Origin of the sequence: Chryseobacterium nakagawai (genome assembly GCF_900637665.1) — a bacterium.
Classification (GTDB): Bacteria; Bacteroidota; Bacteroidia; order Flavobacteriales; family Weeksellaceae; genus Chryseobacterium; species Chryseobacterium nakagawai.
In genome coordinates, this window is record NZ_LR134386.1 from 310,756 (window position 1) to 326,123 (window position 15,368).

A 15,368-nucleotide genomic window follows, 5' to 3' on the forward strand; every position below is an offset into this window, starting at 1 on the left:
TATACAAAGTAAGTGCGAATATGGGTGATTTATCCATTGTATTTTGCATTTACTTTGCAAATATACAGGGGGAGGAAGTTATCCTCAGCCAGGAGAAATTTCATTAGCTCATAATGGAGTTCTGTTTCTGGATGAAATGCCAGAATTTAAACGAACGGTGTTGGAAGTAATGAGACAACCTTTAGAAGATCGGGAAGTGACCATTTCAAGGGCTAGGTTTACCGTCAATTATCCTGCAAGCTTTATGCTGGTAGCTTCAATGAATCCTAGTCCAAGTGGCTTTTTTCCGGATGATCCCAATAATACCTCATCTGTATATGAAATGCAACGGTATATGAATAAGCTTTCCGGACCGCTTTTAGACAGGATTGATATTCATATTGAAGTTCAGAAAGTAGAATTTGAGCAACTTTCAGAAAAGAGAAAAGGAGAAAGTAGCAAAGATATTCGGGAGCGGGTTCTAATAGCAAGAAAAATTCAGAATGAACGATATAAAGAGCTTAATATCAGTAGCAATGCCCAGATTGGACCAAAGGAGATTGAAGCATTCTGCGAATTGGATGAAGCGTCTTTCAAACTTATTAAGTTGGCTATGGAAAAACTGAACCTTTCCGCCAGAGCATATGACAGGATCCTTAAAGTTGCCCGTACCATTGCTGATCTTGAAGCATCCGAAAAAATTCTCTCCCATCATATTTCTGAAGCCATACAGTACAGGAGTTTAGACAGGGAATTTTGGAATGCTTAGTGACGATTAGAATGTTGTCTTTGTAATTTAACCTCCTAACATAAAAAATACCAGACAGTTTTCTGTCTGGTATTTTTTATTTCATCATATGAATTTAATTCACCGTGACCTTAATTACATTTTGTACAGCAGGAATAGGATATTGGTTTCCAACCTTTGAAATAACCATGGATTCACTTTGTGGGATTCCTCCAAATAACGCCTGGCGGTTTCCAGCTCCAGGGTATTGATCTACTCCAGTACCGGAATCAAATAAAGCTGTTTTGGAGCTCAGCTCACCCTTTACTGTTGCGTCAATACTTACTTCATTGGCATAGAACCAATCATTGGAAAAACCAAACATGGTAACGTAAGCAATTTTATCCCCCGGATCTGCTTTGAAATTAGTCATAATTTTATTTCCTGGTGGAACAGGAGCATTTCCAGCAACATAGATTCCTTTAATTCCTGGTAAAGATTGTAAGCTGCTTTGGAGTTTACTTACATTTCCAAATTGGGCAATCTCCTTTAACCCCATTCCGTTATCCATTTTTCCCAATTCATAGATTGGATTTTTATCTCCGCGATAAATCACAACCAAAGCAGGGGAAAGGCCTGTTATAATCCCAGTATTGGCGCTAAGCTTTGCTGTCATCTTATCAATACTTCCCATCTGGGCTATGTCCGTAATTTCGGGATTAGATAAAGCATTTGGAGTAAAGAACGGTGCGTTGTTTAACAATTGAGAGCCATTGTAATTGGAAACAGCCCAAACTCCAGGTGAAAAAGGTGTTTCATTGGCTGTTCCACCAGAAGTGTTGGTGATCGTTAATGTGAATTCCGACGTGATTTCATTGTAGTTAAGATTAAGTTTCATCAGCTGTGAGGCATTCACATTAGGGACCTGGGCAATAGGTTTGCTTTCCACTTGTCCGGTCATATTATCCTTCGTTCCGTTGTCCCACAGCAATACGCTGGAAGAAACATCTCCGGTGATGGCTTTTCCGCTGGTGTCAAATAATTTGATGCCTGGCTGTTGAGAAGCAAAGAACCAATCTTTTGAAGCGCCATACATTGTTGCGAACATCAATGCCTGTGCTTTCCCGGCACTGAACTTGACGGATACGGATTGTCCGGGTAAAATGACAGGAACGGCTCCGGTTCCCTGAAAGCTCCCACTTTCTACAAAATCTTTTGGGGTAACGACATTTTCAAAGGTGATGGTTCTTTGAGAAGATAAATCCATCATATTATTGTCTGAATCATTGCAGGAAGAAAGAGTAAATGCTGTCATAATTCCTGCTACAGCCACCGTAATTTTTAAAAAGGTCCTTTTCATAATAGTGATTTTTTTAAGTTGTATTTAAAAGGATAGTCGGGGACTTTTTCTAATCCTGACAAAAAAATCAGATATTTTTTTAAATAAAGAGAAACGGAGATTTTGGGAATTATTTTATTTTATAAAATAATACGTCGAGTTCTGTCGCTACAGATCAAGATTTTTGTTTCAGGATAAAAAATACAATCAAAAATAACAGAAAATGAATAATTGTATGGTAATGGCTAAGGAATTTGTAGCCTATGAAAGTGTGGTGATAGATCTTAAATCATCTGGCGTTGCAAACAGACTCAATTCATTGATCTTTAAGAACCAAAGAGGAAAATCTGCACAGTTTTTATGGCAACCTGATAATATACAAAAGAGAGGATATTTTAAAGAGGTGATAAACGATCTTGGTGTGAAGATTGCTCATTATGATGGATTTCTAACAGTTACCAACGGCGGTGGGCAACAATATTTAGAAGCAGAAGTGAAAATGTAATAGGTAAAGAAAGGAGTCTATATCCCTTTTTTTCCTTCAAGAATCATCTGAATCATTTTTATCTTTCTGTTTTCTCTTGTTTCAGGTTTCTTAGCTTCCTCAATCCAGCGGATATATTCTTTTTTATGAGTATAACTCATCTTATCAAATAATACTTTTGCATCCGGATTTTCATTAAATATAAAAGCAATATCATTGGCAATCTCAACAATTCGTTCTTCCTTATCTTCAATAAGAGAAACGGAAACTTCATCTCCAAAAGTTTTTCCAAGCTGTTTTCTGATTTCCTGAGTCAGCCCTAATATATGGCAATCAGATTTCATTTTAGCTAGGCTTCCGCGATATTCAACCTTCTCATCTAATGTGGCTTTAATTTTTATCTGACCTTTTTTATTGAATAGCTCTTCTGTTGAAAAAGGAAACTCTACAAAAGCAGCATTAATTGTTCCGTTTTGTTTAATGATAGCATTGAATAATATAGGTTGAGAACTCATGATCAGTATTTTAATATTCAAAAATAAAAAAACCGTGAAAATTACTTCCACGGTTTTAAAAATATATCAGATAAGATTATTTTTTCTTTGTTTTCTTAGGCATTGTTGTAGTACCTGAGTTTTTAGTTTTTGTATCAGCCGGAGTGTTTGCATCTCTCACAAGCTTTAATTCATCAACTAATCTTCTTGCCCCAGCAAATTTATCAATCGTCCAAAGAACGAAACGAACATCTACGTTGATTGTTTTCTGCCATTCAGGCTCGAATACGATATCACCGCTTAATGCTTCGCTGTTTCCGTCAAATGCAATACCGATAAGATTTCCGTCTCCATCAATTACCGGAGAACCAGAGTTACCTCCTGTAATGTCATTGTTAGAAAGAAAGTTTACAGGCATATAACCTTTTGCATCAGCATACTGTCCAAAATCTTTAAGGTTATAAAGATCGATTACTCTTTGAGGAAGATCGAATTCTTCATCACCTTTCTTGTATTTTCCAACAAGACCAGACATGTCTGTATAGTAGTTATCTGTAACACCAAAATAGTTTCTGTCTTCTCTGATAGGAAGTTTATCCACAGTACCATAAGTTAATCTCATCGTAGAGTTCGCATCCGGATAGAATTTCTTCTCAGGCATAGCTTTTACTAACCCAGCTAAGAATAGACGGCTGTTTTTAGCGAAATTATCATCTATTTTAACAAATCTTTCATTATTCATTTTCTGATCTGCAACGATACCGTTTGCTACTTTCCAAAGTGGATCAGCATCAAGTTTTAAAGCATCAGGATTTAATAAGAAATTTGTAGCAGAAGTTTTGTTTGCAAAAATAGAAGAATAAGCAAGGTTAGAAATTGTTTTAGCGTCTAATCCAAGGATTGTAGCAGAAGCTACTTCAGTATTTTTTACTCTTGCCTGGTAAAGGCTGGTCATTGCAGCAAGCATTTCTCCTTCTAGTGGAGTGCTGAAGTTTTCATAAGCAGCTTTAATAGCAGCTTCAGTTTTAGCTTTCATAGCCAATCTCCCCTGCATATCCTGGGCAGCATAAGCTTTTAAAGCAGAACCTACCTGTAAAGCAAGAGAAATATATTTAGCATTTCTAGTGAACTGAGCTGCATAATTTCTTTCAACACTTCTGTCAGAAGTTTGTTTGTAATAGATACTGATATCATCTAAAATACCATCATACATAGTATTTCCTGGTTGAACCGCCCATGTTTTGAACTTGTCCTCAATACCTATCTTATCAGTGATCGTTCCGTTTTTCATCACGGCATCAATGGTTCCCTGTCTGTTTTTCCAATAGTTGGCTACAGAAGCGTATTGAGAAGCATAGTTAAGCTGAGTCGCCTTGTCTTTATCCATATACTTCTTCATTACATCCATTGCGGTTTTGGAAGCTTCAACCCAAGCCGGGTAATCTTTGCCTACCATCTGCTGAATTCCATAAGAAGTCAAATAACGGTTTGTTCTACCAGGATATCCAAGAATCATTGAGAAATCACCAGGCTTAATTCCTTTAAGAGAAACCGGCAAGAAATGCTTAGGCTTCATAGGAACGTTGCTAGGAGAATATTCAGCAGGATTTCCTGCAGCATCAGCATACACTCTGAAAACAGTAAAGTCCGCAGTGTGCCTTGGCCACTCCCAGTTATCCGTATCACCACCGAATTTTCCTAATGATGAAGGAGGTGCACCTACTAATCTTACATCTTTATAATCCTGGTATACAAAATAGTAGAATTCATTTCCGTTGAAGAAATCTTTTACCACTACAGTATATTTTCCGTTTTCAGAGTTTTCTGTTTGGATTGCTTTGGTTTCAGCATCAATTACAGCTTTTCTCTCTGCTCCGGTCATGTTGTTGTTTAGCTTGGATGTGATTCTTTGAGTAGCATCATCCATTCTTACTAAAAATCTTACGTAAAGATCCTTTGCATTGAATTCATCCTTCTGTTTCATGGCCCAGAAACCATTCTTCAGATAATCTTTTTCAGGAGTAGAAGCCGCAGCTACAGCTCCATAACCACAGTGGTGGTTTGTGAATAAAAGTCCTTTATCAGAAACAATCTCTCCAGTACAGAAACCACCAAAACTTACGATAGCGTCTTTTAAGCTGGAATTGTTAACGGAATAAATCTCTTCAGGCGTAAGGTGTAGACCCTCTTTTTGCATATCAACACCGTTAAGTCTTTTGACAAGCATAAGAAGCCACATCCCCTCATCCGCCCTCATCTGAGCAAAACTCAGCAAGAAAGTGAATAGTAGAAATAGTCTTTTCATTTTATAAAATAATTTTTGTGTCGCTAATTTACTAATTTTTATGAGATTCTGCCCCGGATTGGTACGAAAATGGGATGATAATCAGCATGAAAAAGATATTATTTCCCCTTTTGGCTGTCTTATTCTTAGGACTTATGTTCAATTGTTCCGTTGTCCCGGATAAAAATCCTTATTTACAAAGACAATGGATGTTGGTTTCTTTCGATGGTTTTTCTAAAGACCAGTTGATCGCTCATAAAGCAGAGATGAACCTGACCGGAAAGATGGAAAAAGGTAAAATGTATGGAAGTGCATACATGGGTTGTAATCAAATGTCTTTTACTTCCGAATTTAAAAAAGGGGGAGCTGTGAAGATCTCCCAAGGAGTAAGTACGATGAAAGCCTGTCAGGATATGAGTCTGGAAAGCTCTTTTCAAAAGAAACTTGAGACTATGACAAAGTATTCTGTTGAAGGACATTTTCTTACCTTGTCCGACAGCCAAGGGAATACGATGAAATTTGTAGCAGCTGATTGGGATTAATGATTTCAATGCTTACATATAAAAGTCCGCTCATGAGCGGACTTCTTTTGTTTGAAAAATCTGGTTTGGTTATCAGTTTTTGTGGGCTATTAGTTTTTGAGAGTCATTAGTTTTTAGGGATTGTTTTTTTATTTCTTCTAAAGTTATAGTATTGAGTAGCCCGGTAATTGTTTTTGTGTTCCTAGAATTTATTGTATGATGATTTGCCTGTCGGTTGGGAATTATTTTGTAATGTCCTGGATTCTTTTTCTTTTACCTGTTTTAGTGCTGTTGTTTGGTTTTGTGTTTGTTTTCATGCTTCTTTATAAAAAACATCCATTTATCCTGTGCTATAGGAATCGGATCCATTGCCCACTGAGGTGCCCATTTCTGTTGAGAGAACTTCAGATTGTGCTTTCAGGGATAAAAGAGGGGGCAATAAGATGAGGTAATAAATAAATATTTTTTTCATGGATAACAATTTTTAATAAGATAAATTCAAGTTTTTTCCATAAGAAAATTGGGAAGACTAAATTACTACGTATCGTAACCAAATAATTCAAAAATAGACGAACGACGGAAATAATAGACCAATGGTATTTGGGGAATTATTGTTGAAACTTAAAAGGTCTTTTAAGGGTCAAAGAAAGAGAGATTATTTTTATACGTTCTGCCGATGGGAAGCTTAATGTGGTGAATCAGTTCTATTTCATGACAGTTCTTTCCCCGGATGAGGTGCTTGGGAACCGCATAGCTTCTGTGTATTCTGACAAAGGAATCAAAAAAACTTTTATGTAAAAGATTGCCCAAAGAATCAAGAATGCAATGTTTTTTTTCAAGAGTGATAATTCGGGTGTAATCTTTCAGTGCTTCCAGGTAAAGAATATCCGTCTTTCTGATCTGGAAAATGCTCCCACTCTCTTTAATTTTAATAAAATCATGCCCCAACATGGCATCATAGCATTCACATTTCTCTTTTACCTTGAAAAATTCGAAGAGCCTTTGCATAGAATAATGGAAACGTTCTGCAGTAAGAGGCTTAGTAATAAAATCCAGCGTGTTGAGCTCAAAAACAGATGCAGCCATTTCCGGATGGGAGCTTACGAAGATACATGCGGGAATCTTATGGGCAAGTTTACGGAACTCCAGACCGCTCATGCCTTTTAAATTGGTTTCGGTAATCAGAAGGTCAAGGGGAAGTTCGAGATAAGGAACTGCCTTTTCAGCCGAATCAAAAGAAGCGACAATTTCTATATTCTCATACTGTTTAATATAATGCTGAAGAACCAGCCTATCCAGTTCATCATCATCAATAATCATACATCTAATATGGGTCATCATGATCTTCTGGAGATTAATTTTTAAGTTAAACGTTTAAAAATTAGAAAATTATAATATAAAGGTATTCTTTTTTTATAAAATAATAAATAGCTGAACTTAAATTTATATTAAAAAATGTTATTAACTAAAAATTGATTTTGTTTTTTTTCTGAAAAATATTATCTTGTAAAAATCATAAACATAGACAGAACTTTAATGTTAGAAAAGAAAGAACATAATTATGAGAAAGCAGTCCTGGTGGGTATTATTACTCAAAATCAGGATGAAGAAAAACTGGTGGAATATATGGATGAGCTGGAGTTTTTAGCTTTCACAGCTGGGGCAACCGTACAAAAGCGTTTTACCCAAAAATTAACACAGCCTGATTCCAAAACCTTTATTGGAAGCGGAAAAGCACTCGAAATAAAAGAATATGTAAAGGAAAACGAAATAGGGACGGTAATTTTTGACGATGAGCTCTCTCCTTCACAGCTGAAAAATCTGGAAAGAGAAATGGAGGTTAAAATCTTAGACCGTACCAATCTTATTCTCGATATTTTTGCACAAAGAGCACAAACTTCTTATGCAAGAACTCAGGTGGAATTGGCTCAATATCAATATCTTTTACCTCGATTAACCAGAATGTGGACTCACTTGGAACGTCAGAAGGGAGGTATCGGGATGAGAGGTCCTGGGGAAACAGAAATTGAAACTGACCGTCGTATCATTCGTGACAGGATTACTTTATTGAAGGATAAACTGAAAATCATCGATAAGCAAATGGCCACTCAACGTAACAATCGCGGAAAAGTGGTACGTGCAGCTTTGGTAGGATACACAAATGTTGGAAAGTCTACCTTAATGAATTCTATTTCAAAATCTGAGGTTTTTGCTGAAAATAAATTGTTTGCAACACTAGATACCACCGTACGAAAAGTTGTAATCGGAAATCTTCCGTTTCTTCTTACTGATACTGTAGGATTTATCAGAAAATTGCCTACTCAATTGGTAGAATCATTTAAATCTACGTTGGATGAGGTTCGTGAAGCAGATCTTTTGATTCATGTGGTTGATATTTCTCACGAAAGTTTTGAAGATCACATCGACTCTGTTAATCAGATATTAATGGATATCAATGCTCATCAGAAACCGATGATTATGGTATTCAACAAAATTGATGGCTTTAGCTATGAGAAAAAAGATGAAGATGATCTGACACCTAGTACAAGAAAGAATGTTTCCCTTGAAGAATGGAAAAAGACATGGATGGCTAAATCAAAGCATCCAACTGTTTTTATTTCTGCTTTGACGAAGGAGAACTTCCCTGAAATGAAAAAAATGATCTACGATGAAGTCATGAAAATTCATATCTCCAGATTCCCATACAATGATTTCCTTTTCGAATATTTTGATGACGAAGAGGAAGAAAACAACAATTAATGAAATATCATTTTTTCCTTTTATTCATTATGTTTTCGGCTTTTGGGTTCAGCCAAAAATCGAAAGTGGATTTTAAAGCCATTGAAAAGAGCCTTAAAAATTCTGATTCTCCATATAATTACGAGAAACTTATTTTTAAGTACAAAGGATATCCGAAATCTCTGGATAGTATAGAAGCACAATATCTTTACTATGGAAGGAGTTTTAGAGATGATAAGATCAATACTTCAGATGAAGGTTTCAAAAGTCTGGCAGAAGCTTTTAAGCAAAATAATTTTGAAGAATGTATCAAACAGGGAAAGGCTTTGTATGAGAAAGACCCTACCAATCTGGACGTTCTGCTAATCTTGCTCAGAGCATATGATTCTCTAAAGGATGGAAATAATTTTATGCATCACCTGAGTCAGTTTCGGGCACTTGCAGACGGAATCAAGAGCTCCGGAGACGGAAAGTCTGAGAAAACAGCCTACCTTGTGAATTCTGTGGGGGATGAATACATTCTGCTGAATATTCTGAATATAGGAAATGATTACTCCAGAGGATCAAAGCCATCGAAGGATGGCATGTTTGATATCTGGGAAAAAGGTGGTCAGAAAATATACATCAAGGTCCTTTACTTAGACTTATAAATTAATTTAAAAAAGAACACTTAGTGGAATTATATTATTCATTTTCAGCATTAATTGTATTAGCGTCCATATTTGCCTATCTTAATTACAGATTTTTAAAACTTCCGAGTACCATCGGGATCATGGTGATTGCCATTGTGGTTTCCATTTTTCTGGTATTATTCGGAGAAACGATACTTCCAAGAACTTTCGGACATCTTAATAATTTAATGGAAAGCATAGACTTTACAGAAATTCTGATGGGAGCCATGCTTAATTTCCTTCTTTTTGCGGGAGGAATTCACATTAATATCAACGATCTTAAAGAACAATTCAGGCCTGTACTGATATTTTCCACTGTAGGAGTTGTAATTTCCACATTTGTGGTAGGTTTTGGGATGTTCTATTTACTTCCCTATGTAGGCATTCAGCTTCCGTTTATCTACTGTCTTGTTTTTGGAGCATTGATTTCACCTACCGATCCGGTAGCGGTTCTGAGTGTACTGAAACAGGCGAAAGTTTCCAAATCGCTGGAAACAAAGGTGGCGGGTGAATCTCTTTTCAATGATGGTATGGCTGTTGTGGTCTTTACGGTAGTATTACAACTTGCTGTTGGAAAAGAAGTAGATCTTGGGGTAGAAAGTATAGGACTGCTACTGCTTCATGAAGCAGGTGGGGGACTTTTATTGGGTGTTTTGTTAGGTTGGGTTACTTCCAGGTTAATGCGTGAAGTAGATGATTATATTATTTCCGTGCTGGTAACTCTTTCCGTGGTGATGGGAGGTTATCTTATTGCAAGACAGATGCATATTTCAGGGCCATTAACGATGGTAGCCGCAGGGCTATTTATGGGGAACTTTAATATGAACTTTAAAATGAAATCTGTTACTCAGGATTACCTTATTAAATTCTGGGAATTGATTGATGAAATTCTGAATGCAGTATTATTCTTATTCATTGGATTTGAACTTCTAATGATTAAAGATTTGAAGCACTTCATGATCCCAGGCTTATTGGCCATTTTTGTAGTTCTCTTTGCAAGGTTTATTTCCATCTGGGGACCTACGAAGTTTACTTCTCTAAGAAGGAGTTTTAGCCCACAAACGGTAAAAGTTTTAGTTTGGGGAGGAATTCGTGGTGGTGTTTCCATTGCATTGGCGATGTCTATTCCTAAAAGTGAATACAGTGAGACAATCTTAAGTATTACGTATTGTGTAGTGGTATTTTCTATTATTGTTCAGGGGCTCACCATAGCGAAGGTAGCCAATCCTAAACAGATTGTAAAAGAAGAAGAGGAGCAGGAAAATAATGTTTTAGAGAAAAATGCTTAGTTTTTAAAATTAGATGATCCATGCATACGGGTATTGTTAAAGAAATACAGGTGGCTCTTGCAGTTTTATCCATTCCTGAAAAAGCTGAATTCTTTCCAAGATTTTTCAAAACAGGAAAGGGAGAATACGGTGAGGGAGATCTGTTTTTAGGGGTAAAAGTTCCTGATCAGAGAACTGTTGCTAAAGAATATTACTCAAAAATCAGTTTGAAAGAATTGAGTGAAGTACTTTCTTCAGCATATCATGAACACCGGTTAACAGCTCTTTTTATGCTGATTTCAAAGTTTGAAAAAGCAAAAGACATAGTCGTAAAAGATGAAATCGTGGAGTTTTATCTTAAACATCTTCAGTATGTTAATAATTGGGATTTGGTAGATTCCAGCTGTTATAAGATTCTTGGCAGATATGCTTATGAAAATGAGAAAGAAATCCTGTTGAGAGATCTTTCTAAGGCGGATGAGATGTGGTATAAGAGAATTGCGGTTGTAGGAACTATGCATTACATCAAAAAAGGATCTTTTGACCTCACTAAAGAGTTTGTAACAAGAAACCTAAAACATTCCCATGATCTGATGCATAAGGCTAATGGCTGGCTGTTGAGGGAAATGGGGAATAAAAATGAACAGGAACTCATTGGCTATCTGAATGAGTTCTATAAAGAAATGCCAAGAACCTGCCTACGCTATGCTATTGAAAAACTGGATGAGGATCTTCGCCAGGATTATTTGAAAGGACGTATTTAAAAATAAAACCAAAAGTAGTAGAGTTTCCGGTCTGAAAAAGTACCGGAAAACAGCTATTTATGCTCAAAAAAATAAAGATTGTAAGGATTTAAGGCCAGAATTAAGTAATTTTGTGGTTTTAAACCAATCATGAAAAATTTTCTTAAATTATTTCTTCTATTTTTCCCTTTGCTATTCCTGACAAGTTGTTTTGATATTCTTGATAAAGTGAATGTAAAAGCAGATGGTACAGGAGAATACACCATCATTCTTAATGCCAGCAAGAGCAAAACAAGATTAGCTTCAATCTCCAAGATGGAAACCATCAATGGGAAAAAAGTTCCCAAAAAAGCTGAAATTGAAAACAAAATCAATGAAGCGGCTAAGATTTTTAAAGGAACTCCGGGAATCAGCAATGTAAAAACGTCCGTGGATTTTGATAATTATATCATCAAATTGAGCTGTAATTTCAAAAAAATTGAAAACATTAATGCAGGGCTGGAAAAGCTAAAAGCTCAGAAAATATTGGGCAAAATGGTTCCAACACAAGTCTACAGCCAGAATCTTGAGAAAAAGACATTGACAAGAAATAAAGTCAATACCTTCAAAGAAGATTATGATAAGATGAGTAAGGCAGATAAAGAAGTTTTTAATGATGCGCGATACACTTCCATCATGCAATTCGAAAATGCCGTGAAATCACAAACAAACAATACTTATGTGCTTTCTCCTAACAAAAAAGCACTTAAACTAGACGCTGATATTCTGGATTTGATTCTTCAGAAAAAACAAATACAAAACACAATTCTTTTTCAATAAATTTCTAAACTATAGTCATGAAATCTATCTTATTAAAAACGCAAAAAATTATTTTTATACTTTTTGGCTTTACATTGGTTTTTGCTCAAAACAGCATGAAAATTCCGTCTGATGCTGTATTTTATATGGAAGTCAACGGAAAACAGCTTAATAATAAAATAAACTGGGATAAACTGAATCCTTTGCTGCATGAACTGAGCAAGAAGAGTAAAGAAAAACCTTCATGGACAGATTATTCCAAAACAGGAATCAAATACGATGCTGTTCAGTATCACTATGCAAGTTTTAATGATTCTATTAAGACTTACAATACTCATTTTATCATTGATAATAACGAAAAATTCCAGGATTTTGTCAATTCTATGAAGAAAAAGGGACAGGAAGTTTTCAAGAAAAAGAACTATTCTTATGTAGATATTGATGATGATATCTTTGTTGCCTGGAATGAAAGTAGAGCCGTTCTGAGCATGATAAGTTATACCAAACCTTACAAAGATTTGTGGGCTGCAGAAGCCGTTGCAGACAGTACTGCTGTTGCCGTTGATGCTGTTGCCGTTGATTCTGTTGCTGTAGATGCCACTACAGATGGTGTTTATACTGATGAACCGGAAAAACCTTTTAATTATAAAGAGGAAATTAAAAGTCTGAAGGAAGATATTAAGTATCTGAAAGAAAGTATTAAAGACAATAACAACGAGATCGCAAGAATTCAGAAAGATATTAAATACCTGCAAAAGCATCATCAATATCCCAAAGAAAAAGAAAGTGCAGAGAATCCTGAAAACGGAGACGAGATGCCTAACGAAGCTTATGATGAGGAGTATGAAAAAGCCTATCAGAAAGAACAGGATTCTATCCGCAAAGAAAATTTCAAAGTTGTTCAAAAGAATGCTGAGGACAGGTTTGATCTATATTTCAGTTCAAATTTAAACATTGAAGTTCCTAAAGAAATGCTTTCGTTCAGAGATGCTAATTCTGATGTTTTTGTTTACACAGATTACGGAAGAATTGTAAATGAAGGAATCTATGGCAAGATGACGAAGTATTATAGTTATGGACAGTTCTTCAAAAATATGTACAATTCTAACTATGCCTACAACTTATATTTTGATAAAGACAAAGTAAGGCTGGTTAATAATTATCAGCACAAAAATACTGAGATTCAGAAGAATATTTCTGCCATTTATAAAGGAAAGAAAAACAAAAAACTTCTACAGCTTATCAATGAAAAAAGTGTTGGTTACTATGCGATGAATGTAAATGGAGCAAAATGCTTTGACATGATGTACAGTCTTCTCCGGAATTCAGGAGAAAATGAGTACAAAAAAGAAATGGAGCTTATTATGGAAACCATGAAAATTGTTCTGGATGAAGAAGCCATTACCAAAATCGCTCCAGGAAACGGAATTTTTGTTTTGAATGAATTGAAATCCAAAAAAGTAGAATATACTGATTATGAATATGATGCTGATTTCAATGAAAAAGAAGTAAAGAAAACTAAGGAGATCGCTGTTCCGAATTTCACTTTTGCTTTTGCAACGGAGAACGAAGGATATTGGACCCGTATTTTTGATTTACTGACAACCAATAAGAAACTGTCTAAAAGATTTTCTAAAAAAGGAGACTTATACACTTTTAAAGAAGATAAAAATGGAGGATATATTGACCAGCTGTTCTTTACTGTAAAAGATGGAATTGTCTATCTGATGAGCTCTGCAGACAATATTTTACCAGTTAACCAATCTGATATTTCCAGAAAATGGGCGAAAGATTCTGCTAAATATCCTTTATCCGGAAGATTGGATATCCAAAAACTTTTAACCGGTTTAGATAAAGAATTCAAAAGTCCTAAAGAAAGAAAAGCATTGGATGCGATCAGAAAAAGTGTAGGAGAATTGTATTATAAAACTGAAGTTAAAGGAGAAAGTATCCAGACAGAAATGAATTATAATATCAAAGGTTCTTCGGAGAATAGCTTAATGTATTTCTTTGATGTGTTCGATCAGGTTTTTAAAACAAAAGAAACAGAAAAGAAACCACAAATCTTATAGATGAAAAAAAAGAAGATTATTGTCCCGTTGCTTTTGTTGCTTGCTGTTGCTGTGTATTTTGTAGGTTTCTATAAAGACAAAAACCTTAAATATATTCCTGAAAATGCAGATGCAGTTGTTTTAATTGATACTAAGAAATTAACGGGACAATACCTCTTCAATTTTGTAACACACCCTTCCAGTTGGTCTGGAAGTAGTACCAATGAAAAAAAATCTGGTTCACTGAGAGGTTTAGGGATTAGAATTCCGGATTTTTTGCAGATTTTTCATGTTAAAGATACCAAATTCTCCGAGTGGTACAGTGTTTTAGAACTTAAAGATCCACAGAGGCTTATTGCCTTTTTAAAAAAGCAAAAGTTTACTGCTAGTGGGAATAATCACTTTCAAAAGGACCAGATTTTCTTAATGATAGAAGGCAGCCATTGCATTGTAGGAACTTCTGATTTTGCTTTTGAAACAATTAAAAAGGAGCTTCTTCAATCTCCCTCAAAGCCAGTTTGGGAAGCAGATCAGTTTATTCAAAATACATTGGGGAGTATTTCTGTCATTTCAGGACAGAAAATTCAAAACTTTTCTATCGAATTACATGATGATGAAATTGAAATAAGAAATAATTCAACCCCTGAAGCTTTTAACTCCATCGCTTCAAAACTTGAGAAAAGAAATCAGTTTGTGGAACTTGAATTGGACAAAGAGAACCTCAGAAATTTCAGCCTTTTTTTCAATAAGAGTATCGTAGATTCCTCGCAGGCAACTTCTTTAAAGGCTACTGCAAATCTTGAACAGGTCAATGATACCATTATCAGTTATGAATATGATGATAATTTTAATGAGGTTGAAAAAAAGAGCTTCCAGAAGATTACACAACCTAATTATATCATTGATATTCAAAGTAAAGATCCTGGGAAAACATGGGGGTATTTCCAATCTAAAAAGTGGATTAATGGAGAAAGCCAATTCACAGCAATTCCTTTTCAGCCCAATGAGATCACCCGAAATAATAATGGGGTTATCATAAAATCGACCAGAAAACCTGTAATAGTATCCCCTCAATTAAAAGAAAATTACATCCTGATCAGAAACAATGCTTTGTTATATTCATCTTTGAAAGCACTGAGCAACACGGAGAAAAGTATTATTTCTGACATCGATTATGTGCTGTATGGAAATAGATCACAGAATTATTGGGTGAAAATAAAAGCGAAGAAAGGAGATTTACCCTTAATTTTACGGTGGTAACTGAAAAATA

Annotated in this window: 13 protein-coding genes and 1 pseudogene; 10 read left to right on the plus strand and 4 right to left on the minus strand. The window is 35.5% G+C overall.

The genetic code is table 11. The annotated features are described in order from the left end of the window. Positions 1-67: 67 nt before the first annotated feature. Positions 68-748, plus strand: a pseudogene (locus EL260_RS01470) (YifB family Mg chelatase-like AAA ATPase); the annotation flags it as partial. A 94-nt stretch (positions 749-842) separates the two neighbouring features. On the opposite strand, the gene EL260_RS01475 reads toward EL260_RS01470, so the two are convergent. Then, positions 843-2,066, minus strand: coding sequence for a spondin domain-containing protein (locus EL260_RS01475; RefSeq protein WP_123858529.1), 1,224 nt, complete (start codon positions 2,064-2,066; stop codon positions 843-845). Between the two features lie 202 nt (positions 2,067-2,268). On the opposite strand from EL260_RS01475, the gene EL260_RS01480 reads away from it, so the two are divergent. Continuing rightward, complete coding sequence (locus EL260_RS01480) at positions 2,269-2,550, plus strand: hypothetical protein (RefSeq protein ID WP_123858530.1); 282 nt, start codon at positions 2,269-2,271, stop codon at positions 2,548-2,550. A 17-nt stretch (positions 2,551-2,567) separates the two neighbouring features. Here the strand turns inward: EL260_RS01480 and EL260_RS01485 are convergent, their stop codons facing one another. Beyond that, complete coding sequence (locus EL260_RS01485; RefSeq protein WP_123858531.1) at positions 2,568-3,044, minus strand: YdeI/OmpD-associated family protein; 477 nt, start codon at positions 3,042-3,044, stop codon at positions 2,568-2,570. Between the two features lie 76 nt (positions 3,045-3,120). After that, a complete protein-coding gene (locus tag EL260_RS01490) occupies positions 3,121-5,328 on the minus strand; it encodes a S46 family peptidase (RefSeq protein WP_123858532.1) in 2,208 nt (735 codons plus the stop codon). Between the two features lie 86 nt (positions 5,329-5,414). Here EL260_RS01490 and EL260_RS01495 point away from each other — a divergent pair, with 86 nt between their 5' ends. Next, on the plus strand, positions 5,415-5,849 hold the full coding sequence (locus tag EL260_RS01495; protein ID WP_228445265.1) for an META domain-containing protein: 435 nt from the start codon (positions 5,415-5,417) through the stop codon (positions 5,847-5,849). A 612-nt stretch (positions 5,850-6,461) separates the two neighbouring features. Here the strand turns inward: EL260_RS01495 and EL260_RS01500 are convergent. Then, on the minus strand, positions 6,462-7,169 hold the full coding sequence (locus EL260_RS01500) for a LytR/AlgR family response regulator transcription factor (protein ID WP_228445267.1): 708 nt from the start codon (positions 7,167-7,169) through the stop codon (positions 6,462-6,464). A 195-nt stretch (positions 7,170-7,364) separates the two neighbouring features. On the opposite strand from EL260_RS01500, the gene hflX reads away from it, so the two are divergent. The 7 genes from hflX (at position 7,365) to EL260_RS01535 (ending at position 15,358) form a co-directional block, all read left to right on the plus strand. Next, entirely contained in the window at positions 7,365-8,588 is a 1,224-nt protein-coding gene (hflX, locus tag EL260_RS01505) for a GTPase HflX (protein ID WP_123858533.1), read from the plus strand. After that, positions 8,588-9,217: a DUF4919 domain-containing protein gene (locus EL260_RS01510; protein WP_123858534.1), complete on the plus strand. Its 630-nt coding sequence runs from the start codon at positions 8,588-8,590 to the stop codon at positions 9,215-9,217. The genes hflX and EL260_RS01510 overlap by 1 nt, the downstream gene beginning before the upstream one ends. A 23-nt stretch (positions 9,218-9,240) precedes the next feature. After that, positions 9,241-10,527 carry a cation:proton antiporter gene (locus EL260_RS01515; RefSeq protein WP_123858535.1) on the plus strand — a complete coding sequence of 429 codons (1,287 nt, stop codon included), beginning with the start codon at positions 9,241-9,243 and terminating at the stop codon, positions 10,525-10,527. Positions 10,528-10,547: 20 nt separating this feature from the next. Next, positions 10,548-11,270, plus strand: a complete 723-nt coding sequence (locus EL260_RS01520) for a DNA alkylation repair protein (RefSeq protein ID WP_123858536.1) — start codon at positions 10,548-10,550, stop codon at positions 11,268-11,270. 129 nt (positions 11,271-11,399) lie between these two features. Continuing rightward, a complete protein-coding gene (locus tag EL260_RS01525; protein ID WP_123858537.1) occupies positions 11,400-12,068 on the plus strand; it encodes a hypothetical protein in 669 nt (222 codons plus the stop codon). Between the two features lie 17 nt (positions 12,069-12,085). After that, positions 12,086-14,119, plus strand: coding sequence for a hypothetical protein (locus EL260_RS01530; protein WP_123858538.1), 2,034 nt, complete (start codon positions 12,086-12,088; stop codon positions 14,117-14,119). Beyond that, on the plus strand, positions 14,120-15,358 hold the full coding sequence (locus tag EL260_RS01535) for a hypothetical protein (RefSeq protein ID WP_123858539.1): 1,239 nt from the start codon (positions 14,120-14,122) through the stop codon (positions 15,356-15,358). Positions 15,359-15,368 lie beyond the last annotated feature (10 nt).

Coding starts and splice junctions, on each gene's coding strand:
- EL260_RS01475 (WP_123858529.1), bottom strand. CDS start 2,066: ATGAAAAGGACCTTTTTAAAAATTACGGTGGCTGTAGCAGGAATTATG.
- EL260_RS01480 (WP_123858530.1), top strand. CDS start 2,269: ATGAATAATTGTATGGTAATGGCTAAGGAATTTGTAGCCTATGAAAGT.
- EL260_RS01485 (WP_123858531.1), bottom strand. CDS start 3,044: ATGAGTTCTCAACCTATATTATTCAATGCTATCATTAAACAAAACGGA.
- EL260_RS01490 (WP_123858532.1), bottom strand. CDS start 5,328: ATGAAAAGACTATTTCTACTATTCACTTTCTTGCTGAGTTTTGCTCAG.
- EL260_RS01495 (WP_228445265.1), top strand. CDS start 5,415: ATGAAAAAGATATTATTTCCCCTTTTGGCTGTCTTATTCTTAGGACTT.
- EL260_RS01500 (WP_228445267.1), bottom strand. CDS start 7,169: ATGATGACCCATATTAGATGTATGATTATTGATGATGATGAACTGGAT.
- hflX (WP_123858533.1), top strand. CDS start 7,365: ATGTTAGAAAAGAAAGAACATAATTATGAGAAAGCAGTCCTGGTGGGT.
- EL260_RS01510 (WP_123858534.1), top strand. CDS start 8,588: ATGAAATATCATTTTTTCCTTTTATTCATTATGTTTTCGGCTTTTGGG.
- EL260_RS01520 (WP_123858536.1), top strand. CDS start 10,548: ATGCATACGGGTATTGTTAAAGAAATACAGGTGGCTCTTGCAGTTTTA.
- EL260_RS01525 (WP_123858537.1), top strand. CDS start 11,400: ATGAAAAATTTTCTTAAATTATTTCTTCTATTTTTCCCTTTGCTATTC.
- EL260_RS01530 (WP_123858538.1), top strand. CDS start 12,086: ATGAAATCTATCTTATTAAAAACGCAAAAAATTATTTTTATACTTTTT.
- EL260_RS01535 (WP_123858539.1), top strand. CDS start 14,120: ATGAAAAAAAAGAAGATTATTGTCCCGTTGCTTTTGTTGCTTGCTGTT.